The sequence below is a fragment of the Enterobacter sp. MGH119 genome, assembly GCF_001037675.1.
GTDB classification, from domain to species: Bacteria; Pseudomonadota; Gammaproteobacteria; order Enterobacterales; family Enterobacteriaceae; genus Enterobacter; species Enterobacter hormaechei_C.
In genome coordinates this window covers 983,205-1,006,170 of record NZ_KQ089929.1, presented here as the reverse complement: position 1 = coordinate 1,006,170, position 22,966 = coordinate 983,205, and the positions used below count along the sequence as shown (strand labels likewise).

General features: G+C 56.0%; 23 protein-coding genes. 18 read left to right on the top strand and 5 right to left on the bottom strand.

Annotated features, from left to right (window positions below):
* The first annotated feature begins 13 nt into the window (after positions 1-13).
* A complete protein-coding gene (locus tag SK53_RS04715; RefSeq protein WP_003857180.1) occupies positions 14-679 on the top strand; it encodes a MarC family NAAT transporter in 666 nt (221 codons plus the stop codon).
* A gap of 43 nt (positions 680-722) precedes the next feature.
* On the opposite strand, the gene SK53_RS04710 is transcribed toward SK53_RS04715, so the two are convergent.
* On the bottom strand, positions 723-1,919 hold the full coding sequence (locus tag SK53_RS04710) for a sugar transporter (RefSeq protein ID WP_003857178.1): 1,197 nt from the start codon (positions 1,917-1,919) through the stop codon (positions 723-725).
* A gap of 176 nt (positions 1,920-2,095) precedes the next feature.
* Between SK53_RS04710 and SK53_RS04705 the strand changes: the two genes are divergently transcribed.
* Together SK53_RS04705 and SK53_RS04700 are read left to right on the top strand one after the other, a co-directional pair.
* Positions 2,096-2,884: a PhzF family phenazine biosynthesis protein gene (locus tag SK53_RS04705; RefSeq protein WP_048208649.1), complete on the top strand. Its 789-nt coding sequence runs from the start codon at positions 2,096-2,098 to the stop codon at positions 2,882-2,884.
* Positions 2,885-2,906: 22 nt separating this feature from the next.
* Positions 2,907-3,719 (top strand): PhzF family phenazine biosynthesis protein, encoded by an 813-nt coding sequence (locus SK53_RS04700; protein ID WP_032628241.1) that lies wholly within the window; start codon positions 2,907-2,909, stop codon positions 3,717-3,719.
* Here SK53_RS04700 and SK53_RS04695 read toward each other — a convergent pair.
* The gene (locus SK53_RS04695; protein WP_017382364.1) at positions 3,716-4,594 is read right to left on the bottom strand and encodes a putrescine utilization regulator PtrR; all 879 of its coding nucleotides are present in this window, start codon (positions 4,592-4,594) and stop codon (positions 3,716-3,718) included. The two genes, SK53_RS04700 and SK53_RS04695, sit on opposite strands and share 4 nt — an antisense overlap.
* 99 nt (positions 4,595-4,693) lie before the next feature.
* Here SK53_RS04695 and sad point away from each other — a divergent pair, with 99 nt between their 5' ends.
* The 8 genes from sad (at position 4,694) to SK53_RS04655 (ending at position 13,461) form a co-directional block, all read left to right on the top strand.
* The gene (gene sad, locus SK53_RS04690; RefSeq protein ID WP_048208646.1) at positions 4,694-6,076 is read left to right on the top strand and encodes a succinate-semialdehyde dehydrogenase; all 1,383 of its coding nucleotides are present in this window, start codon (positions 4,694-4,696) and stop codon (positions 6,074-6,076) included.
* Positions 6,077-6,202: 126 nt separating this feature from the next.
* A complete protein-coding gene (locus SK53_RS04685) occupies positions 6,203-7,792 on the top strand; it encodes a methyl-accepting chemotaxis protein (RefSeq protein WP_048208644.1) in 1,590 nt (529 codons plus the stop codon).
* A 62-nt stretch (positions 7,793-7,854) separates the two neighbouring features.
* On the top strand, positions 7,855-8,781 hold the full coding sequence (gene glsB / locus SK53_RS04680; protein WP_048208642.1) for a glutaminase B: 927 nt from the start codon (positions 7,855-7,857) through the stop codon (positions 8,779-8,781).
* A complete protein-coding gene (locus tag SK53_RS04675; protein WP_003857163.1) occupies positions 8,781-9,143 on the top strand; it encodes a DUF4186 domain-containing protein in 363 nt (120 codons plus the stop codon). Before glsB ends, SK53_RS04675 begins: the two co-directional genes overlap by 1 nt.
* A gap of 58 nt (positions 9,144-9,201) precedes the next feature.
* Positions 9,202-10,167 (top strand): sensor domain-containing diguanylate cyclase, encoded by a 966-nt coding sequence (locus SK53_RS04670; RefSeq protein ID WP_048208639.1) that lies wholly within the window; start codon positions 9,202-9,204, stop codon positions 10,165-10,167.
* A gap of 82 nt (positions 10,168-10,249) precedes the next feature.
* Complete coding sequence (locus SK53_RS04665; RefSeq protein ID WP_048208638.1) at positions 10,250-10,777, top strand: GNAT family N-acetyltransferase; 528 nt, start codon at positions 10,250-10,252, stop codon at positions 10,775-10,777.
* 116 nt (positions 10,778-10,893) lie between these two features.
* Positions 10,894-12,345 (top strand): tagaturonate reductase, encoded by a 1,452-nt coding sequence (locus tag SK53_RS04660; RefSeq protein ID WP_048208636.1) that lies wholly within the window; start codon positions 10,894-10,896, stop codon positions 12,343-12,345.
* Positions 12,346-12,546: 201 nt separating this feature from the next.
* Positions 12,547-13,461: a bestrophin family protein gene (locus tag SK53_RS04655; RefSeq protein ID WP_003857155.1), complete on the top strand. Its 915-nt coding sequence runs from the start codon at positions 12,547-12,549 to the stop codon at positions 13,459-13,461.
* On the opposite strand, the gene SK53_RS04650 is transcribed toward SK53_RS04655, so the two are convergent.
* Positions 13,449-13,997, bottom strand: a complete 549-nt coding sequence (locus SK53_RS04650; RefSeq protein WP_023314155.1) for a GNAT family N-acetyltransferase — start codon at positions 13,995-13,997, stop codon at positions 13,449-13,451. The two genes, SK53_RS04655 and SK53_RS04650, sit on opposite strands and share 13 nt — an antisense overlap.
* 303 nt (positions 13,998-14,300) lie before the next feature.
* On the opposite strand from SK53_RS04650, the gene SK53_RS04645 reads away from it, so the two are divergent.
* The 5 genes from SK53_RS04645 to SK53_RS04625 all read left to right on the top strand — a co-directional run bounded on the left by SK53_RS04645 (position 14,301) and on the right by SK53_RS04625 (position 19,285).
* Entirely contained in the window at positions 14,301-14,741 is a 441-nt protein-coding gene (locus SK53_RS04645) for a GNAT family N-acetyltransferase (protein ID WP_003857152.1), read from the top strand.
* Between the two features lie 145 nt (positions 14,742-14,886).
* A complete protein-coding gene (locus SK53_RS04640; protein WP_045333041.1) occupies positions 14,887-15,882 on the top strand; it encodes an alpha/beta fold hydrolase in 996 nt (331 codons plus the stop codon).
* A gap of 44 nt (positions 15,883-15,926) precedes the next feature.
* Positions 15,927-16,667, top strand: a complete 741-nt coding sequence (locus SK53_RS04635; protein WP_022651194.1) for a response regulator — start codon at positions 15,927-15,929, stop codon at positions 16,665-16,667.
* On the top strand, positions 16,664-17,959 hold the full coding sequence (locus SK53_RS04630; RefSeq protein ID WP_023324654.1) for an ATP-binding protein: 1,296 nt from the start codon (positions 16,664-16,666) through the stop codon (positions 17,957-17,959). Before SK53_RS04635 ends, SK53_RS04630 begins: the two co-directional genes overlap by 4 nt.
* A 135-nt stretch (positions 17,960-18,094) precedes the next feature.
* Positions 18,095-19,285 carry a cytochrome c biogenesis protein/redoxin gene (locus tag SK53_RS04625; protein ID WP_048208632.1) on the top strand — a complete coding sequence of 397 codons (1,191 nt, stop codon included), beginning with the start codon at positions 18,095-18,097 and terminating at the stop codon, positions 19,283-19,285.
* A gap of 6 nt (positions 19,286-19,291) precedes the next feature.
* Here SK53_RS04625 and tam read toward each other — a convergent pair whose 3' ends face one another.
* Together tam and SK53_RS04615 are read right to left on the bottom strand one after the other, a co-directional pair.
* Positions 19,292-20,050, bottom strand: coding sequence for a trans-aconitate 2-methyltransferase (gene tam / locus SK53_RS04620; RefSeq protein ID WP_023314159.1), 759 nt, complete (start codon positions 20,048-20,050; stop codon positions 19,292-19,294).
* An 84-nt stretch (positions 20,051-20,134) separates the two neighbouring features.
* Positions 20,135-20,719 carry an NUDIX hydrolase gene (locus tag SK53_RS04615; protein WP_023324657.1) on the bottom strand — a complete coding sequence of 195 codons (585 nt, stop codon included), beginning with the start codon at positions 20,717-20,719 and terminating at the stop codon, positions 20,135-20,137.
* Positions 20,720-20,805: 86 nt separating this feature from the next.
* Here SK53_RS04615 and SK53_RS04610 point away from each other — a divergent pair, with 86 nt between their 5' ends.
* A complete protein-coding gene (locus SK53_RS04610) occupies positions 20,806-21,564 on the top strand; it encodes a DeoR/GlpR family DNA-binding transcription regulator (RefSeq protein WP_048208630.1) in 759 nt (252 codons plus the stop codon).
* A gap of 104 nt (positions 21,565-21,668) precedes the next feature.
* Positions 21,669-22,961 (top strand): glycoside hydrolase family 28 protein, encoded by a 1,293-nt coding sequence (locus tag SK53_RS04605; protein ID WP_048208628.1) that lies wholly within the window; start codon positions 21,669-21,671, stop codon positions 22,959-22,961.
* Positions 22,962-22,966: the final 5 nt, after the last annotated feature.

The following is a 22,966-nucleotide window of genomic DNA, read 5'->3' as shown; positions in this document are numbered from 1 at the left end:
ACTGCGGTGCATTATGTTGGATTTGATTAAAGCAGTGGGGCTTGGGCTGGTGGTGTTGCTGCCGCTGGCGAACCCGTTAACGACGGTGGCGCTTTTTCTGGGGCTGGCGGGGAACATGAACAGCGCGGAGCGCAATCAGCAGTCGATGATGGCCTCTGTGTACGTCTTTGCCATAATGATGGTGGCTTATTACGCCGGGCAACTGGTGATGAATACCTTTGGTATTTCGATTCCCGGTCTGCGTATCGCTGGCGGGCTGATCGTGGCCTTTATTGGTTTCCGGATGCTGTTCCCGGCGCACAAAGCGCACGAATCCCCGGAAGCCAAAAGCAAATCGGAGGAGCTTGAAAGCGAACCGAGCGCCAACATCGCGTTTGTGCCGTTAGCCATGCCGAGCACGGCAGGGCCGGGAACGATTGCGATGATCATCAGTTCCGCCTCAACGGTGCGTGATGGGTCGACATTTCCGCACTGGGTTATCACCGTTGCGCCGCCGATCATTTTTGCGCTTATTGCCATTATTGTCTGGGGGTCATTGCGCAGTTCCGGGGCGATTATGCGCTGGGTGGGCAAGGGGGGGATTGAAGCTATCTCCCGTCTGATGGGCTTCCTGCTGGTCTGTATGGGCGTGCAGTTTATTATTAACGGCGTGCTGGAGATTGTTAAGACGTATCATTGAGAACGTTGCCGGGTAAGCGCAGAGCCACCCGGCACAACAAACGTCAACCGTGGCTGGTCTGTTCTTCCATCGCGACCGGCCATTTACGGAAGATAAGCACCGACCAGATCAGCGCGATCAGCGCCGGAATCGCCCCGAGATAGCCAATGGCCGACATCGATACATGCAGGCTGATCTGATTGCCCACCAGCGCACCGGCGCCAATCCCCAGATTAAAAATCCCGGAGAAGAGCGACATCGCTACGTCCGTGGCGTCCGGGGCCAGCGCCAGCACTTTGACCTGCATTCCCAGACCAATAATCATGATCGCCACGCCCCAGAACAGACTGAGGATCGCCAGATGACTCTCGCTGCCTGCCGCAGGCATCAGTAACAGCAGACATGCCAGCAGCAGGCCAATCGCACTGCTTACAAGCGCAGACGCATGCTGATTGCCCAGCTTCCCGAACAGGATGCTGCCGATAATCCCCGCGCCGCCCAGGATCAGCAGCAGAACGGTGGCAAAGTTAGCGCTAAAGCCCGCCACAACCTGAACAAACGGCTCAATATAGCTGTAGGCCGTGTAATGGGCGGTCACCACAATCACGGTCAGCAAATAGATGCTCATCAGCGCCGGTCGACGCATCAGCAGCGGAAGACTTTTCAGCGAGCCGGAGTGTTCGCTGGGCAGTTTTGGCAGCAGTTTGATCAGACACACCAGGGTGATCAGCGCCCCCATGCCGATGGCAAAGAAGGTGGTGCGCCAGCCGAAGTATTGGCCCACAATGCGCCCGATCGGCAGGCCTAACACCATCGCCAGCGCCGTTCCGGTGGCAATCAGGCTCAGCGCCTGGGCGCGTTTCCCCGCCGGGGCCAGACGAATGGCGAGCGATGCGGTGATCGACCAGAAAACGGCATGGGCAAACGCGATGCCGACGCGGCTGATGACCAGCACGGTGAAGTTCCATGCCATAAATGACAGCACATGGCTGGCAATGAACACCACAAACAGCCCAATCAGCAGCTTACGACGTTCCATCTGGCTGGTCAGCAGCATAAACGGCAGCGACATCAGCGCTACCACCCATGCATAGATGGTCAGCATAATGCCAACCTGTGCCGTTTCCATATGGAAGCTGGCCGCAATGTCGGACAGCAGCCCAACCGGAACAAATTCCGTGGTGTTGAAAATAAACGCTGCGATGGCGAGCGTGACCACGCGTAGCCACGCGACCCTGCGGGAAACCGTGTGTGTTGTCATAGGGATATCTGGGATTCGTTGCCTGAAAGATGAGGAGACGATCTTAAAGCCTTAAACGGCGAAAACTCAACCGTTATGTGATATGAATCACAAAATTTACCTTCATGCAGCGGTAGCGAACGCGGTTGTTTTCATTGAAGATAAAGAACAACACAACAAAAACAGGCGGTAACACAATGCAGGAGATTGATTTTTATCTGGTAGATGCGTTCAGCGCGTCCTCTTTTGGCGGCAACCCGGCGGCGGTGTGCCCCCTCGACGCGTGGCTACCGGATGAGACGTTACTGCGGATGGCACAACAGCATAACCAGTCGGAAACCGCCTTTTTTGTGTGTACCAAAGGGGGGATCGAGTTGCGCTGGTTCACCACGCTAACCGAGGTTAATCTGTGTGGTCACGCGACGCTTGCCGCGGCGTATGTTCTGTTTAACGAACTGGATTATCCGGACTCACGCCTTCATTTTGACACTGCCTCTGGTCGCCTGACCGTCAGCCGTGAAGGTGACTGGATGACGCTGGACTTCCCGGCCTGCCCGACGCAGGCGCAGACGCCGCCACCGGAGTTGCTCACCGCACTCGGTATCAGCCACTACGTCGAGGCGCGAAAAGGCCGCGCCTGGGTGCTGGTACTGGAGAGCCGCGAGCAGGTGGAAGCCATTAATCCGGATTTCTCCGCCATGACGCCGGGGGAGCATAAAGTGGCCGTCACCGCCCGGGACGAAGGAGAATACGACTTTATCAGTCGTTTCTTCTCGCCGGGCGTGGCCGTGCCGGAAGATCCTGTCACCGGCTCCGCGCACACCATGCTGATCCCTTACTGGAGTGAACGGCTTGGCAAAACACAGATGTTTGCCCGCCAGGTTTCCGCCCGTGGAGGAGACGTACGCTGCGAACTCAAGGGCGACCGCGTGCGGATGGGCGGGCAGGCGGCGCTGTATCTGAAGGGCACAGTATTTCTGCGCTGAATAAATCTAAGAGGAACAAATGATGCAGGAAATTGATTTTTATCTGGTAGATGCCTTCAGCGACAGGGCGTTCGGCGGCAATGCGGCGGCGGTGTGTCCGCTGGAAGCGTGGCTATCGGATGAGACGCTGCTGAAGATGGCGAAGCAGCATAATCAGTCAGAGACGGCGTTTTTTGTCCGAACGGATAACGGGTTTGAGCTGCGCTGGTTTACCACGCAGGATGAAATTAACCTCTGCGGCCACGCAACCCTCGCGGCTTCTCACGTTATTTTTGAATACCTGGATTATCCGCATACGGAAATCACCTTCACCACGCGCTTTGTCGGCGAACTGACGGTACAACGCAGCGGCGACTGGCTGACGCTTAATTTCCCGGCGTGGTCAACCGAGGTTGTCGATACTCCACCCCCAGTGCTGTTCAGCGCGCTGGGCATTAACGCGGCAAACGAGGTGCGTGTGGGGCGTGACTACATGGTGGTGCTCGACAGCCAGCGGCAGGTGGAGGCGCTGACGCCGGATATCACTGCCATGCTCCCGCTGGGGAAAATGGTCTGCGTTACAGCGCCGGGAGATGAGTATGATTTCGTCAGCCGCTTCTTCTGTCCGGGGGAAGGGGTGCCGGAGGATCCGGTGACGGGATCAGCGCACAGCATGCTGATCCCGTACTGGAGTGAAAAGCTCGGAAAAACGCAGATGTCGGCCCGCCAGGTCTCCTTGCGCGGCGGGGATCTGCGCTGCGAGCTGAAAGGCGACCGCGTGCTGATTGGAGGGCAGGCCACGCTGTATATGAAGGGAAAAATTTTCCTTCGACTCCAGGACTACGTTCAACTTTAACAACTGGGCGCAGGTGGCTGACGCTCGTTCAGCAGCGCGATAAATGCCTCCAGCTGGCGAGTCATCGCCCCGCGTCGCCACACCAGCCAGGTGGTGAGCCAGCGCCAGTTTTCCGCCAGCGGCCACGCTGCCACCTGATGATGCCCCGGCATGCTCTCCAGCATGGAGCGGGGCATCAGCGCAATGCCTGCCCCGGCAATCACACAGGCGAGCATCCCGTGGTAGGACTCCATCTCATGGATCCTTCCCGGCGTTACGCGGTCGGCATGGAACCAGCTCTCCAGATGACGCCGGTAAGAACAGTTGGCGCGAAAGGCATACACGTCGCTGCCGCTCACCTGCGTGGCTTTTGACACTTCCGCGTGGCCCGCAGGGGTGACCAGCATCATCTCTTCCCGGTAAACCGGCATTCCTTCCAGTTCCGGGTGCGAGAGCGGCCCGTCGACAAAGGCGGCGCTAAGCGTCCCTTCAAGCACGCCGTCAATCATCGTACCGGAAGGCCCGGTGGATAACGCAAACTGAATGCGCGGATAGCGCTGGTTAAACCGCGCCAGACTTTCCGGAATGCGTACGGCGGCGGTACTTTCCAGCGCGCCGAGCGAGAATAATCCCTGCGGTTCATCCCCGGCGACGACCATTCGCGCTTCGTCGACCAGCGCCAGGATCTGTTTGCTGTAGCGCAAAAAATTGTGCCCGGCGGGGGAAAGCCGCAGGCGCTGATTCTCGCGAATAAACAGCTCCACGCCGAGATCCGCTTCTAGCTGTCGGATGCGGGTGGTGAGGTTTGAGGGCACCCGGTGTACCTTCTGCGCCGCCTGGGTAATGCTGCCGGTCAGTGCGACGGCGTTAAACATCTCAAGCTGTGTTAAGTCCATGCTGTTCTCGATTCGTGAATAAGGTGGTGAGTATTATTCATTTTTAAGAAATAGCAGAGTAGGCCACAATCAATCAACTGTTATTACGTGGAGGACATCATGACGTATTCATCTGCTACCCATGCCCACTCTGTCAACCCGGCTACCAGCGAAACGCTGGCTGCTTACCCGTGGGCAACGTCCCGTGACGTTGAGCGTGCCATTGCACAGGCGGATACCGGTTTTCATCAATGGCGACGCGAAAGCGTGGCGCACCGGGCGCAAAAACTTCGCGATCTGGGTGCGGCACTGCGTAGCCGTGCGGAAGAGATGGCGCAGACTATCTCCCGGGAGATGGGCAAGCCCATTGTGCAGGCGCGTGCGGAGGTGGCTAAGTCCGCCAGCCTTTGCGACTGGTACGCTGAACACGGCCCGTCGATGCTGCACCCGGAATCAACCCAGGTCGAAAATGCGGTGATTGAGTACCGTCCGCTGGGACCTATTCTTGCGGTGATGCCGTGGAATTTCCCGCTCTGGCAGGTGCTGCGCGGTGCGGTGCCGATCCTGCTGGCAGGGAACAGCTATCTGCTTAAACATGCGCCAAATGTGCTCGGCTCGGCTGAGCTGATCGGGAAGGTATTCGCGGATGCCGGTTTCCCGGAGGGGGTCTTTGGCTGGGTGAACGCGACGAATGACGGCGTCAGCCAGGCGATTAACGATCGGCGTATCGCGGCGGTGACCGTAACCGGCAGCGTTCGGGCTGGTGCGGCAATTGGCGCGCAGGCGGGCGCGGCGCTGAAGAAATGCGTGCTGGAGCTGGGCGGTTCCGATCCGTTTATCGTTCTGAACGATGCGGATCTTGATCTGGCCGTCAACGCGGCGGTGGCCGGACGTTATCAGAATACCGGACAGGTTTGTGCGGCGGCAAAACGCTTTATTGTGGAAGCGGGCGTAGCGGACGCCTTTACCCAACGCTTTGTTGACGCGGTCAAGGCGCTGAAGATGGGCGCACCGGATGAGGAAGATAACTATATTGGCCCGATGGCGCGATTTGATCTTCGCGATGAACTACATCAGCAGGTGCAGGCTACGCTGGCGGAAGGGGCGACCCTGCTGCTCGGCGGAGAGAAGCTTGCCGGGAGCGGTAACTATTATGCGCCAACCGTACTCGGCGGCGTCACCCCACAGATGACGGCCTTCCGTCAGGAGCTGTTTGGCCCGGTGGCCGCGATTACCGTCGCCAATGATGCGGCGCACGCGTTGCAGCTGGCTAACGACAGCGATTTTGGCTTATCGGCGACGGTCTTTACCGCGAACGATGCGCTGGCTGAAACCTTCTCTCGCGAGCTGGAGTGCGGCGGAGTCTTTATCAACGGCTATAGCGCAAGCGATGCGCGCGTTGCCTTTGGCGGAGTGAAGAAGAGCGGCTTCGGGCGAGAGCTATCTCATTTCGGTCTGCATGAGTTCTGTAATGTGCAGACGGTGTGGAAGGACCGCATCTAATATTGTTGCCGGGTAAGGCCAGGCCGCTACCCGGCAATTCACGTTTCCTGTCATTTTTGCGTAATGGTTCTGTCATTTTCGTTTCGTAGACTCGCCGCGTCTAACGTATTGTTACAGAAGAAAATTATGAACCTAACGCAAATTTTTCGCCGTCTTGCGCCGCGCTTTATTCCTCGTCAGTTTGGCCTGCTGACCGGCATCTTTTGTATTATTGGCCTTTTCTCCGCCCTGCAACTCTCTTCCTCCTTCCTGCTGACCGCCTCCCTGAATCAAGCCCAGCGTAACGAACAGCGCAATCAGCTGGCCTGGCAGCAACAGAGCAGGCTGGATCAGGCCCGTATTTCGCTGCTTGCGGCGAGCGATCTGCTCAACCGCTCCGGAGTGTACTTTATGCAGGATAAAGAGACCGGTTCGGAAGGGAGCTGGCATAGCCTGATGGACGAGGCGCAAAAATCCCTGGCGGCGTCTAAACAGGCATGGCAAGCATGGCTCGCACTTAATCCTCCGCAGGACGAGGGGCTTGTTAACAGCTATCAGCTGTTCTTCGGTGCCATTAGCGAGCAGGCGGAAGGGCTGGTGAAAACCAACAGCATCGACCTCTTTTTTGCCGTACCCGCCCAGGCCTTTCAGACCGATTTTAATGACAACTTTGCACGCTATCAGCAACGGAGTGAGAAGCAGGCGATACAGGGGCGTCAGTCGCTCATGGAACAACTCTCAGGCCTGCAACGGCTGTTCCTGTTTGCGCCGCTGGTGCTGCTGGCCATTGCCATAGCCGTCTGGTTTGGAATGGCGAAGTGGGTGATATCCCCGCTACGCCGTCTGATTATCCATATTAACCAGCTTGCGGCAGGGGATTTGTCAGGCACGCCGCCTGACGTTGTGCGCTTTAACCGTGAAATCAGCCAGCTCTGCGGCAGTATTACCGCCATGCAGCTTGGGCTACAGCAGCTGGTGACTCAGGTCAGCGAGGCCACTACCGCCATGGTTGAAAATATTGGGTCACTTGCGCAGGGGAATCAGAAGCTTTATCAGCAGTCTACGCGACAAGCCAAAGAGCTGGAGGAGGTGACCGCGCATATCGCCGATCTCGAAACCCACGTTGAGGGGAACACAGGTTATGCAAAACTCGCCCGCTCGCGCGCGGATGAAGCCCGACAGGCTGCCGTAGGCGGGGAGCAAATGATGACGGCGGTGAATGGCTCGATGCAGACGATCGTCGACCGATCCTCAGAGATGCGCGGGATCGTCGCGATGATCGACAGCGTGGCGTTTCAGACCAACATTCTCGCCCTCAATGCTGCCATTGAAGCCGCCCATGCAGGAGAGCAGGGGCGCGGATTTGCGGTGGTCGCCCGGGAAGTGGGGTTGCTGGCCAGAAAAAGCAGTCACTCTACGCAAACCATCCAGGCGCTGATTAACCACTCGCTTCAGGGCATTGAGGAAGGATCTCAGGTGGTAAACCGTCTGGAAGAGAATTTGCAACAGGTCACCGGGCTGGTGGCGAATCTGAGCAGCTTGCTAAATGATATTTCCTTGGCCACCCTGAATCAGGGGGATAGCATTCATCAGATGACGCGCCAACTTCAGGCGCTGAATCAGGTATCGCGTCAGACTGATGTGCTGGTTAGCGAAGCGTCAAATGCCTCTGAGCGCCTGCATCAACAGTCCGATCTTTTGTTGCAGGCCGTCTCGCGTTTTCGTCTCCCTGCCTGACGTGACGTATAAGCCTCTGTTATACTCGCAGCCCGTTTTAGCCTGAGGGCAAGGAGCAAAGTGTGGCTGCGGTCATCCATAATGAGATGCTGGACGAGATTCTGGCGCAGGTTCGTCCGTTACTGGGGCAGGGTAAGGTTGCCGATTACATTCCCGCGCTGGCCTCGATCAGCGGTAATAAGCTCGGTATCGCCATTTGTACTATTGACGGGCAGCGTTTTCAGGCGGGAGACGCGCTGGAGCGCTTTTCGATTCAGTCGATCTCAAAAGTGCTTAGCCTCGTTGCCGCCATGCGCCAGTATGACGAGCAGGAGATCTGGCAGCGGGTGGGCAAAGATCCGTCCGGTCAGCCGTTTAACTCCCTTCTTCAGCTGGAAATCGAACAGGGTAAGCCGCGTAACCCATTTATTAACGCCGGGGCGCTGGTGGTGTGCGATATGCTGCAAAGCCGGCTGAGCGCGCCGCGCCAGCGGATGCTCCAGATTGTGCGGCAGCTTTCCGGCGTGCAGGACATCGCCTACGATCCGGTGGTAGCGCGCTCTGAGTTTGAACACTCTGCACGTAACGCCGCCATCGCCTGGTTGATGAAGTCCTTCGGCAACTTTCATAATGACGTTGCCACGGTGCTGCAAAACTATTTTCATTACTGCGCGCTGAAGATGAACTGCGTTGAACTGGCGCAGACTTTTCTGTTTCTGGCGCATCAGGGCCATGCCCCTCATCTGGTCGAGGACGTTGTCTCCCCAATGCAGGCCCGGCAGATCAACGCCTTAATGGCAACCAGCGGAATGTATCAGAATGCCGGGGAGTTTGCCTGGCGCGTGGGGCTGCCGGCTAAATCCGGCGTTGGCGGTGGGGTCGTGGCGATTGTCCCTCACGAGATGGCGATTGCCGTCTGGAGCCCGGAACTGGATGAGACCGGCAACTCACTGGCGGGCGTGGCGGCGCTGGAACAGCTGACTAAACGCCTTGGACGGTCCGTATACTGATGTCCACGTTAGATCCTCTATTCGCACGCCTGGCTCGCTCCACGTTTCGTTCACGATTTCATTTAGGGACGAAAGAGCGGCAATACTGCTGGGATAAGGGCGCGGAGACTATCGATAAGCATGCCGCCGATTTTGTCGCCGCGCGGCTGGCACCTGCACACCCGGTGAATGACGGTAAGCAGACGCCGATGCGCGGCCATCCGGTTTTTATCGCCCAGCATGCCACGGCAACCTGCTGTCGGGGCTGTCTGGCTAAGTGGCACGCTATTCCGCAGGGCGTGCCGCTGAGTGCGCAGCAACAACAGTATATCGTCAACGTAATCCATCATTGGCTGGTCATAGAGGTAAATCGTGCCTCCTGAACTGACAATGTCTCTGTTTAAGCTACGCTTTTACTAATGCTCAGCGTCAGGAGACGTTATGAAGGCACCTCAAATTCCCGTTAATGAAGCGGAGCGCATGAATGCGCTGCGCGAATCCGGTCTGCTTGAGATCGACAATTATCCCGCGTTTGATCGTCTTACGCGGCTGGCAACACGCTTTTTCAGGGTGCCGCTGGCGATGATTACGCTGGTGGATGACCACGCCGCGATCGTGAAATCTGCTGACGGCCGGTCACTCGCCAGCCAGCCTCGCGACCTCTCGTTTTGCGGTCATACGATCCTGGGTGACGCGCCGCTGGTGGTGAGTGACACGCTCCTGGACGAACGCTTCGCGGATAATCCGCAGGTGGCGGGAGATCCGGGCGTGCGCTTTTATGCCGGTTTCCCGCTGCGTTTACGCGACGGGGCGTGCGTAGGATCGTTGTGTCTCATTGATTACGCACCGCGTGAGTTTACCGCTGCGGATGCCGCCGTACTGGCCGATCTCAGCGCGCTGGCGGAGGATGAATTTGCAGCCGTTAGCGCCGCCACGACCGATGAACTCACGGGATTGTTTAACCGTAGCGGGTTTAACCAGTTTGCGCAGTTTGCACTGTCGGTTTCGCAGCGTCGGGCAGAACCGTTAACCCTTGGCTGGCTGGATCTGGACCATTTCAAAACCATTAACGATCGCTTCGGACATCAGGAGGGTGACAAAGCTCTGAAAGCGATGGCCGCCCTGATGCGTTCCTCGTTCCGCGAGGCCGATCTGCTGGTACGTTTCGGGGGAGATGAGTTCGCGGTGCTGTTTGCGGATACCGATGAGCCTGGCGCCTGGATCGCCATGCAGTATCTCGTCGAACAAACGGAAAAGTATAACGCGCGTCAGCTGCATCCCTGGTCGTTACAGTTCTCCTGGGGGCTGAGCGAGTTCGATCATCACCGCAACGATATTCAGGCATGGTTAAAACACGCGGATGCGCAAATGTACGCCATGAAGCGGCAACACCACGGCGAAAAATGACATAACGAAATCCTATGTCATCGCTTATTGCGTTACAAAAATGTTAATAGCAAAGTGGAGAGATTCAACCTAAGGACGCGCAATGAACTCTCCCATGCTGATTAAACCTCTCTCCCGACAGGACATCCTCACCCACATTGATGCCCTGAACGATATTCTCGTCAACTGTGTCAACGGCGGCGCCTCCGTCAGCTTTATGCTGCCTTTTTCTGCCGGGAAAGCCCGAACCTTTTGGCTCGGCGTCGCAGACAGCATCGGGCGCGACGAGCGTACCGTCCTGGGCTGTTTTGATGCGGAGCAGGGGCTGGTTGGCACGGTCCAGCTGATCACCGATCAGCCTGAAAACCAGCCGCACCGTGCAGATGTCGCGAAACTGCTGGTTCATGGGAAGGCGCGCCGTAAAGGGGCGGCAATGGCGCTGATGGAATCCCTGGAGGCGGTTGCGCGTGAAAAAGCGCTTACGGTGCTGGTGCTTGATACCTCAACCGGCAGCGGCGCGGAGACGTTTTATCAGAGAGCGGGCTGGCAAAAGGCGGGGGAGATCCCACGCTACGCCCTGATGCCGAACGGGGACATGACGGCGACCTCGATGTTCTATAAATTTCTTTGATATTTTTCACCATCGCGTCCTGAGTTGATCCAGACAGGGGTTCTGGTCCTGAAGTTTTGATAAGTTATCACACCAATCTTATCAGGCTGTATGACTAATCATAAAGGATCTCCATTGTGAACACTCTCAACCGTCGTGATTTCCCCGGTGCGTGCTACCCTGAACGTATCATCCAGTTTGGCGAAGGTAACTTCCTGCGCGCGTTCGTTGACTGGCAAATCGACCTCTTAAACGAGCATACCGATCTCAATGCCGGTGTGGTGATTGTGCGGCCGATCCAGAGCGATTTTCCGCCGTCGCTGAGTACCCAGGATGGTCTGTATACCACAATTATTCGTGGTCTGAATGAGCAGGGAGAAGCGGTAAGCGATGCGCGTCTTATTCGTTCCGTAAATCGTGAAATCAGCGTCTACAGCCAGTACGATGAATTTCTGGCGCTCGCCCATAACCCGGACATACGGTTTGTCTTCTCCAATACCACGGAGGCGGGCATCAGCTATCACGCGGGGGATAAGTTTGACGATGCGCCAGCTGTCAGCTATCCGGCCAAACTGACGCGTCTGCTGTTCGAGCGCTTTACCCACTTTAACGGGGCAGCGGATAAAGGCTGGATTATCATTCCTTGCGAACTCATCGACTACAACGGCGATGCCCTGCGTGAACTGGTGCTGCGCTATGCACAGGAGTGGGCGCTGCCGGCGGCATTCATTGCGTGGCTGAATGATGCTAACACTTTCTGTTCGACGCTGGTTGACCGCATTGTTACCGGCTATCCGCGTGATGAGGTGGCAGAGCTGGAAGCCGGGCTGGACTATCACGACAGCTTCCTCGACACGGCGGAACATTTCTATCTGTTTGTTATTCAGGGGCCGAAATCACTTGCAGCTGAACTGCGCCTGGATAAATACTCGCTTAACGTCCTGATTGTTGACGATATTAAACCGTATAAAGAGCGTAAGGTGGCGATCCTCAACGGTGCGCACACGGCGCTGGTTCCGGTCGCTTTTCAGGCCGGCCTGGATACGGTAGGGGAAGCCATGAACGACGCGGAAATTTGCGCGTTCGTAGAGAAGGCTATTTATGAGGAAATTATTCCCGTCCTGGATCTGCCGCGCGACGAGCTGCACTCCTTCGCCAGTGCCGTAACGGGGCGTTTCCGTAATCCGTATATTAAGCATCAGTTGCTGTCGATTGCACTGAACGGGATGACCAAGTACCGCACCCGTATTCTGCCGCAACTGCTGGCAGGGCAGAAGGCGACCGGCAAATTGCCAGCACGTCTGACCTTTGCTCTGGCGGCGCTGATTGCATTTTACCGTGCCGAGCGCAACGGTGAGCGCTATCCGGTGCAGGACGATGCGCACTGGCTTGAACGTTACCAGCAGCTGTGGACGCAACATCACGACAAACAGGTCACTACCCGTGAACTGGTATCATCGGTGTTAAGCGTGAGCGAACACTGGGAACAGGATCTCACTCTGGTTAACGGACTGGTAGACCAGGTTGCGCTGGATCTGGATGCGATTTTAAGCAAAGGCATGCGCGATGCGGTGAAACCGCTCTGCTAATCATAATGCCCGGCGTTTGCCGGGTTTTTTAAAGACCCTATTTAGTTACAACATACTATCCATTCTTTTTTTAGAACGCACTTGCGGCACCGTGCGGTTCAAGCTTAACAGGTCAGAAAATGCAATGAACTATTAACATGCTTGCAACCGTGAGGGGGATCACGTTTAATAGCCGCGCTCTTTACTTTTCTGAAGCTGATTATGATTGTTCGTCCTCAACAGCACTGGCTGCAACTGATTTTTGTCTGGCATGGTTCGGTACTTCCCAAAATTTATACCCGACTGCTGCTTAACTTCCTGCTTTCCATCGCCGTGATTGTCATGCTGCCGTGGTACACCTCGCTGGGTATCCGGTTTACCGTCGCGCCGTTCAGCATTCTGGGTGTGGCTATCGCCATCTTCCTGGGGTTTCGCAATAACGCCTGTTATTCGCGCTACGTTGAGGCGCGTCTGCTTTGGGGGCAGTTGATGATAGCGGCGCGCTCGCTGTTTCGCGAGGTAAAAAACACCTTGCCGGATGATAAACATCTTGGAGAGTTTGTCCGCCTGCAAATCGCGTTTGCTAACTGTCTGCGAATGACTCTACGCAGAGAAACCAATGCCGATCAGCTGTCCCGCTATCTGGCTCCAGACGATTTACGCAAAGTGATGGACGCCAACTCGCCGGCGAACCGTATCCTGCTGATCATGGGGGAGTGGCTGGCCGTGCGGCGGCGTAGCGGGCACCTTTCAGACATTCTGTTTCACAGCCTCAACAACCGCCTGAATGATATGTCCATCGTGCTGGCTGGCTGTGAGCGTATCGCCAATACGCCAGTCCCGTTTGCCTATACGCTGATCCTGCACCGGACGGTGTATCTGTTCTGCATCATGCTGCCGTTTGCGCTGGTCGTTGACCTGCATTACATGACGCCCTTTGTCTCTGCACTGATTTCCTACACCTTTATCTCGCTGGACACGCTGGCGGAAGAGCTGGAAGATCCGTTTGGAACGGAAGATAACGATCTGCCGCTGGACGCCATCTGCAACATGATGGAGCGCGATCTGTTGCAGATGAACGATGAAGAGAACATACCTGAAAGACTGATGCCGGATAAGCATTATCAGCTGACCTGACGGGCATTCCACTCGTCGCGGGTGATTTCCCACAGCTCCGAATCCAGCAGGCCGCTGACATAGGCTTTCTTCTCCGTCCTGATGAGCCGCATGCCGCTGCTGTCTGAAATACATCGGGAGCGGCTGTTTGCAGCCGCTTTCGGCGCGCGCAACACCGGTTTATTGAGCGTATTGAACCAGTAATCCGTGGCCGCAATACTCGCCTCGCGCATATATCCCTGGCCCTGAAATTCCGGCGCGAGCCAGAAGCCCCGATTGTTGTCCTCCACGTCATACAGGCAAATCAACCCCATCAGTTCGTCAGGCGCTTCGCGACGGCGAATCGTCCAGAACCACGCAATCCCTTTGGCCATATCGGGCAGTGCAACGTTGTTGACATAATTTTCTGCACCGTTTTCCGGGTAGGGCCAGGGGACTGAAGCCACCATATAGCGGACAATCTCCCAGCGCGGATAGTGTTGCTGGATCTGGACGGCATCTTCTGCAATCAGGGGGCGTAATATCAGGCGCTCGGTGGTAAGCGTGGGTATGGTCATCCGCTGATCTCCATAATTAAGCGTTATGCTTTTGTTTGGGTTCTGGTATTTTCATCAATATCACATTCTATTTGGTCGTGCTTTTGTTATTCAGGTTTATCCATAAAAGGGGTTATATGATGCTGAGAAAAGCCAGGCCCGAAGAAGCCGAAACACTCTGGCACGTCCGTAACGAAGCGATTCGCCATGGCTGCAAAATCTAGTGGGTTTTGCCATGCTGGGTGAAAATACGCATTACTCGCGTATGGCCGACGCGCATTTACGCTGTATTGAAATGGCAATTGATTTGTAAGGTCAGAACAGATGACGCTAACCGTACGTCCTTTATGCACAGATGATTACCCACAATGGCGACCGCTGTGGGATGGCTATACCCATTTTTATGAGTGCTACCTTGACGAGTCCGTTACCGCGGCCACCTGGGACAGGGCGCTCGCAGATTCATCATCTCTGTTTTGCCGTGTCGTGGAGAAGGACGGCCGCGTCATCGGCTTCGCCATGTGCGTCCTGCATGAAGGGACCTGGTCAACCGCGCCCGTTTGCTATCTGGAAGATCTGTTTGTTGACGCTGCCGAACGTGGCGCAGGGGCGGGTAAAGCGCTTATCGACGCCCTGATCGATGAAGGCAAGCGGGAAGGGTGGTCAAAACTCTACTGGGTAACCCGCATGAATAATCCTGCGCGTAAGCTGTATGATCACTATGGTGAAGCCGACGATTACGTCCGGTACCGAATCTCGCTTTAGTCGTTTAATACCTGGGTTTGTATCACACTGTATCTGCCTCTGTGATACATACACAGGTATGCAATAAAACCGCATCCGCACACATCTCCTATACAAACGCATGGTGTTATATCTCCGTCAACTGAACTTACCCGGAGATAACATCATGTTTAATAAACTCGCATACTCAGCCGTCGCCCTGACCGTATCACTTGGCACCGTGATGTCCTGTCAGGCAGAAGCGACGGGTAAGGATTACGCGTCGGCCTTTAACCAGGTTAAACAGATTAACGCTGGCGATTTGAACGTCGGTTACATCGATATCGGGCCAAAAGAGGGGCAACCGGTGATCCTGCTACATGGCTGGCCGTACGACATTCACAGTTATGAAGAAGTGGCCCCCGCGCTGGCCGCGAAGGGGTATCGTGTCATTGTGCCGTCCCTGCGCGGGTACGGCACCACACGCTTTATTTCTGATAAAACGCCGCGAAACGGCCAGCCTTCGGCAATGGCAAAAGACATCGTCAACCTGATGGACGCCCTGAATATCAAACAGGCGGTGTTTGCCGGTTATGACTGGGGGGCGCGTACGGCAGATATCGTTGCAGCGCTCTGGCCGGAACGGGTGAAATCGCTGGTCTCGGTAAGTGGCTACCTGATCAGCAGCCAGGCGATTGGCAAACAGCCTTTACCGCCGAAGGCAGAGGTTCAGTGGTGGTATCAGTTCTATTTCGCCACGCCGCGCGGGGCGGAGGGCTATGCTAAAAATACGCACGATTTTGCCCGGTTGATTTGGTCCCAGGCTTCGCCTGACTGGAAATTCAGCGATGCCACCTTCAATGCCAGCGCCAAATCCCTCGATAACCCGGACCACGTTGCCGTCACGCTCAGTAATTACCGCTGGCGTCTGGGGCTGGAGAAGGGTGAGCAGAAATATGACGCCTACGAACAAAAGCTGGCTACGCTGCCGAATATTACGGTGCCGACCATCACCATCGAGGGCGGTAACAACGGAGCACCACATCCTGTACCCGCAGCCTATGCAGGGAAATTCACCGGAAAATATGAGCACCGTACTTTCGGCGCAACGGTTGGCCACAACCCGCCGCAGGAAGATCCGCAGGACTTTGTTAAAGCCGTTGTCGACGCGGATAAGCTCTGATATGTGCTATTTTCAATCCGTTACCTCTTAATCAGGAGCCTGCGGTGGAGCATATTGATCACATCCTTGTCGTCGATGACGACAGGGATATTCGTGAACTGATTGTCGATTACCTCGTGAAATCCGGTTACCACGCCTCTGGCGCGGCGAACGGGAAAGAGATGCGCGTAGTGCTCGACAAACAGCATATCGACCTGGTGGTGCTGGACGTGATGATGCCCGGCGATGATGGCCTGACGCTGTGTCGACAGCTGCGCAGCAGCAGGCATAAGGATCTGCCGATCCTGATGCTCACCGCGCGCAACGAGGACACGGACCGGATCCTGGGACTGGAGATGGGCGCCGACGATTATGTGGTGAAACCGTTTGTGGCCCGCGAACTGCTGGCGCGTATCAAAGCTATCCTGCGTCGTTTTCGTACTATGCCGCCTAATCTTCAGGTGACCGAGGCAGGGCGCCTGGTGGTGTTCGGTGAATGGCAACTGGATACCGTGGCGCGTCATCTGATTGATAACGAGGGGATGGTTGTGGCGCTCAGCGGGGCGGAATATCGCCTTTTGCGCGTATTCCTCGATCATCCTCAACGGGTGCTGACCCGCGATCAGCTGCTGAACCTGACGCAGGGACGTGATGCCGAGCTGTTTGAGCGTTCGATTGATCTCCTGGTGAGCCGCGTGCGACAGCGCCTGAATGAAGATGCCCGCACGCCGGCCTACATTAAAACCGTTCGCAGCGAAGGCTACGTTTTTACCATGCCGGTGACCATCGTCGAGGCCAATGAATGACACTATGGCCCCGCACCTTACTGGCCCGGCTGCTGATCATTGTGCTGCTTGGACTCTTACTGGCTAACGCGCTCAGCCTGACGCTGGTCATGGTTGAGCGAATGCACAGCGCGCGCACGGTTATGCTGGGCAATCTTGAGAATGACGTGGCGACCAGCGTGGCCATTCTCGACCGGCTTCCGGCCAAAGAGCGGCCAGAGTGGCTGGAACGGCTCAGTCGCGGTAATTATCGTTATATCCTTGGCCCCGGCGAGGCAGGCGCCGCACCAACGGACAAGCGCTCGCGGGATGCAATTCGCACCCTGAAAGAGACGCTTTCAGCCCAATATCCGCTCCAGTTTACGGCGGTGCCAGGGCCGATCTCCCATATTCAGGCCCATCTGACGCTCCGCGACGGCGCACCGCTCACTATCGATCTGATCCCGCGCATGCCGCCTGTCGCCAGCTGGTTACCCGTGGTGCTAGTTCTTCAGCTGTTACTTGTCGCGCTCTGCTCCTGGATTGCCGTACGCCAGGTTGTCCGGCCTTTCCTGCAATTCACGCGTGCGGTTGATTCCCTCGATCCTGCGGCCCATTCACCGATGACTGAAAAAGGACCGGTTGAAGTGCGCCAGGCTGCACACGCTTTTAATGAGATGCAGTCGCGGATACAAACGTATCTGCGTGAACGCGCGCAGATTCTGGCGTCCATTTCTCACGATCTCCAGACGCCCATCACGCGCATGAAGCTGCGGATCGAAATGGCAGATCAGCCCGAACTCCGCGATAAGCTGCTGAGCGACCTGGATAATATGTCGCGCCTGGTACGGGAGGGGATTGCCTATGCCCGGTCATCAGAATCACTGGAAGAGACCACGCTGAAGCTGGAGCTGAACGCGTGGGTTAACAGCATCGCCAGTGATTATCAGGACATTGGTAAAAACGTGCAGTTTCATGCACGCAATGCGCGTCTGCCGATCGTTACTCGTCCACAGGCATTGCGCAGGGTAATGACCAATCTGCTGGATAATGCGCTCAAGTTTGGCGATAGCGCGGTTATAGAGATTGATGAAGATGAAAGGCAGGTAGCGATCCGTATTATGGATAACGGCCCCGGCATCCCGGAGGCAGAACTGGAGGCGGTGTTACAGCCGTTCTACCGGGTTGAAACGTCGCGCAACCGCGAAACGGGCGGCACCGGGTTAGGCCTCGCCATTGCCGCGCAGCTCACCGCCCAGCTTGACGGGAAATTGCATATTGCAAACCGGGCAGAGGGCGGGTTGGCCGTAAGCGTGACTCTTCCGCGCGGTTAATTGTACGCCTGTGTATCTGCACCCCATGCCGATACGCAGGCAGACAAAATTCAGCTTTTCGCACACGGCCTGAACACATTCGTACGGTCAAATAACCTCACTGCACCTTCGCAGCAACCGTATCGTGAGGTCGTTATGTTTCTGATAATCGCTTTTTTGGGCGGCATGATTAGCCTGCTCAGTCCGTGCACGCTTCCCGTCATTCCTCTGCTGTTCGCTAGCTTTCAGGGGCAGCGCAAACACATTCTGGCGCTTCTGGCGGGAATGATTGTGATGTTCACGTTGGTGGCGATGGTAGTAACGGTTGCCAGCGAGTGGATCGCTGACGCCACCGTTATCGGTCGCTGGATTGCGCTGCTGATACTGAGCATTGCTGCCCTGGCTCTGATCTTCCCGCAGTTTGCTCAGCGCATTGCCCGTCCGGCGGTCAGTGCGGGAAACGTTCTCAACACCCACAGCGTTCAGCGACACGGCCTGGTTTCGGCTTTTCTGGCAGGGCTGGCCGTTGGACTTATGTGGTCCCCCTGTGCCGGACCGATTCTCGGGGCGATCTTCAGCATTAATATTGCGGGCCACTCGGCCATCGCAACCGGAGCGCTGTTAGCCGCTTACGGCAGTGGATGCGCGTTGATGCTGGGGCTGCTTGTCGCGGGGGGCCGTAAGCTGATAGCCCCTCTGAGAGCCAAATCCGCATTGATGGCGCGTTTGCGTCAGGGAGCGGGAGTGATGATGTTAGCTGCCGTTGCGTTCAACGCCAGCGGGATGACCTCTGCCCTGAAAGGTGCCAACGGTATTGCCGACCAGCTGGAAAACGCTCTGTTGAGCCTTGCGCAACCATCCTCCACGCAGGTGAAACTGCAACCAGTCGCTGACGCAACGCCGAGCAGCCAGCTACCATCATTAAGCGGCGGTACGGGCTGGATAAACGGTGACCCTGTCACGTCTGAGGCCTTGCGGGGGAAAGTTGTGCTTATCGATTTCTGGACCTGGGACTGTATCAACTGCCAGCATACCCTTCCGCATGTTCGAGACTGGGCGAAGAAATATGAGTCACAAGGTCTGGTGGTGATTGGCGTCCATACCCCGGAATACCCCTGGGAAAAGCCGTTATCATCGGTGAAAAACGCGGTCAATAAATGGCAGCTGCCGTACCGCGTAGTGACGGATAATAACTACAAAATCTGGAGCGCGTTCGGAAATCAGTACTGGCCAGCGCATTACTATTTCGATGCGAAAGGGCTACTGCGTTACACCGCGTTTGGCGAAGGTAACTACGACAAGCAGGAGGCCGTGATTCAGCAGTTGCTCAAGGAAGCGCGTTCCTGATCCGGCTTACGGAACCCGCTGAGCCACCATAAACAGGCGCGGAAAAGCCAGCAGTATCTGCCCGTTCTCCTGGAGTGGATACTGCTCTTCCAGCAGCTCAAGGTAGCGTTTCAGATAGTTTTTCTGCTCGCTTTCGTTGAGTTCCTGTAACCACGGCCGTAACCCCGTCGCGCTGACCCAGTCAATAATCGCCTGATGAGAGCTCATCTGATGGAAGTAGGTGGTGCGCCAGATATCCACGTCACATCCCGCTTCCGTCAGAATATCGTAGTAGGCATGGATACCCGGCAATGGCTCGCGGCCACGATCGGGGTAGCCCTGTTCCCAGGCAACTTCACGCATCAGGGCGTGCGTCGGCTCAAGCCAGTTGTCAGGCATTTGCACCGCCAGCACGCCGTTTAACTGGAGCAGTGAAACCAGGTGTGGCAGAAGGTGGTAATGGTCCGGGATCCATTGCAATGAGGCGTTGGCGTAGATCAGGCTGAGCGGCTGGTCAGGTTTGTAGTGCCGGATATCCGCCTCAACAAAGTGGCAGTCTGGCAGGGCCTGTCGGGCTTCCTCCAGCATGGCCGGGGAGTTATCCACGCCGGCGATCTGCGCAGAAGGCCAGCGCTGTTTCAGCAGCGCGGTGCTGTTGCCTGGCCCGCAGCCCAAATCCACGGCTGAGGTTATGTCAGCAAGCGGCACCCGGGCCAGTAACTCAGCGGCGGGACGTGTGCGTTCTGCGCTGTACTGTAGATAAAGAGAGGGATCCCAGTCGGCCATTTTCGCATCTCCATGTTGAGGTGTTCAGCAAGAATAGCACAGGCAAATACCTGCGCCGGGGCAGGTATCTGGCTAATGGTGAGATTATAAAATGCCTTTGAGGGCCAGGTGATAGAGCAGCATGATGGTTTTTCCGTCGACGATCTGCCCATTTTCAATGCCCCGAAGCGCGTCGTCCAGCGTCATTTCCAGCACGTCGATATCTTCCCCCTCAGCTTTAACGCCGCCGCCCGCGCTGGTCCGATCCTGCGGATGATATTCCGCCAGATAGAAGTAGAGTTTCTCGGTAACCGAGCCCGGGCTCATATAGGCCTCAAAAATTTTCTCTACGCGCGTCACCTTAAACCCGGTTTCTTCTTCCGCTTCGGCCTTAATCCGGCTTTCCGGGTCAAGGTTATCGAGCAACCCGGCGGCCGCCTCAATGAGATCCTCTTCGTGACCATTGATAAACACCGGGAAACGGAACTGACGCGTCAGAATGACGGTTTTGCTGTCGCGATTATAGAGCAGGATCGTCGCGCCATTCCCCCGGTCATACACTTCACGCTCTTGCCGCTGCCAGTCGCCATCGCTGCGCTGGAAGTCAAAAGTGTATTTTTTCAGGTTATACCAGTTGTCGGACAACGTTTCGCTGTTGATGATGCGTATATCTGCACGTTTTGATTGCACGTTTGGCTCTCCTCTCGTAGAGTAAGCATCATAAACAGCACTATCGCGCAAATACAAGATATATCGTGCAACATCAGGAATAAATCATGCTTACAAGCCAGCGTAAACAGTTGATTCTGGAAAAACTGGAGGCGGAAGGCCAGGTCCAGTCAACTGCGCTCAGCCTCTTTTTCTCGGTGTCTGAGGACACTATCCGCCGGGATTTACGTGAACTGGCGGCAGAAGGGCGTTTGCAGCGTGTTCACGGCGGTGCACTGCCAGCATCTTCAGCGATTGCGCCTTTTGCCGAGCGTCAGTCCGTCAAAATGGATGCAAAAAAACGCGTGGCACGGCGAGGCGCGCAGCTCATTTCACCGGGGCAGGTGGTGATCATTGATGGCGGGACGACCACCACCGAACTTATTACATTCTTGCCACCCGATTTACGGATAACCGTGGTGACGCACAGCCCGGGTATCGCATTGGGTCTGGTCGGCCATCCGAGCATAGAGGTGATCCTGATCGGTGGTCGTTTGTATAAACACTCCATCGTCACGGTCGGCGCGGCCGCAATTGAAGGCATCAATAATATTCATGCGGATCTGTTTTTTATGGGTGTCACCGGCGTGCATCCTGAGGCCGGGCTGACCACCGGAGATTATGAAGAAGCGTGCATCAAACGTGCATTTTCCGGCAGAGCGGCGGAAACGGTGGTACTGGCGTCACCGGAAAAGATCAACACGGCCTCGGCGTTCGTGATTGGCGACCTGTCGCTGGTGAATACGCTGGTTGTTGAAAACACAACGGATGAACGCTGGGTGAGCGCCATGAAAGAAAAGGGCGTTACGGTGATCGCAAGCCAGTAAATATCCGCTTTTTTGCCAGCCTGACCGCCATGCTGTCAAACAGACAAAGGTTATCCTTCACGCGGATTTCTAGACTAAGGCTTTCATCTGTTTAAGGACAAGCCATGAAAGCGATCTCCATTCTGGCGTGTGGCGCGGACCCAACCGCGCAACGCCTGTCAACGTCTGCCATTCAGCAGGCCATAAACAGTGCTCAAGAGAACGATGTCATTGTTATTCCGCAAGGCCGTTTTCTGACCGGCGCACTGTTTCTGAAAAGCGGTGTTTCGCTTCGCCTGGATGCTGGCGCACAGCTCGTTGGAAGCCAGGATCTGGCTGATTATCCCCTGATAAACACCCGGGTGGCCGGCATTGATATGCGCTGGCCGGCAGGGATTATTAATATCATCGATTGTGAAAACGTCAGCATTACCGGTACAGGTACGATAGACGGGCAGGGTGTCATCTGGTGGCAACGCTTCTGGGGCGATGACGAACGCGGCGGCATGGTTGGCGATTACAGCGCCAGAGGATTGCGCTGGGTGGTTGATTACGACTGTCAGCGCCCGCGCAATATCCTGGTCTTTGAAAGCCAGAACATTCTGCTGCGTGATTTTACCAGTCGGGAGTCCGGATTCTGGAACATACACCTCTGTTATTCGCGCCGTATCGCGGTTGAGGGTGTGCAAATCAGCAATTCTGCGGGGCCGAGCACCGACGGGATTGACGTCGACTCCTGCGAACAGGCGCGGATTGAACGCTGCATTGTGTCCTGCAATGACGACAATATTTGCATCAAATCTGGACGAGGACGCGAAGCGGCGCAAAAAGCACGTACCGCGCGGGATATAGTGATTCGAGGATGTACGCTGAATAAGGGATCCGGGATCACGCTGGGGAGTGAAACTTCAGGTGGCATTGAACGCGTCCTGATAGAAGATAACGCGTTTAACGGAACGGGCGTCGGGTTTCGCATTAAGTCGGCCCGCAACCGTGGCGGGTTTATCCGTGATATCACCGTCCAAAATTTACGTCTTACGGACGTACGTTTTCCGGTGCTGATCCAGCTGAACTGGTTTCCGCAGTACAGCTATGGCGACCAGAGCAATTTATCTGATAAACCAGAACACTGGCGCAAGCTGGCTGAAGGTGTTGAGGGCGAAGCCGGTCTAACTGAGGTCAGCGGACTGACGATTAAAAATATGACGGCGCGTCGCTCAGACAACAAATATTTCTCGCGGGCATTTTTCATTGCGGGGTATCCGGAGCGTCCTGTGGCCGGGTTAACGCTGGAGGGGATTTTTATTGACGCGACAGAGTTTGGGAAAATTTCCGGTGTGGATGGGTTGCGCTTTCAGGATGTGCAGGTGACTGCCGTAGAGAACACGCAAGACTGTAACGACAGTTATGAACGTTGATGGCA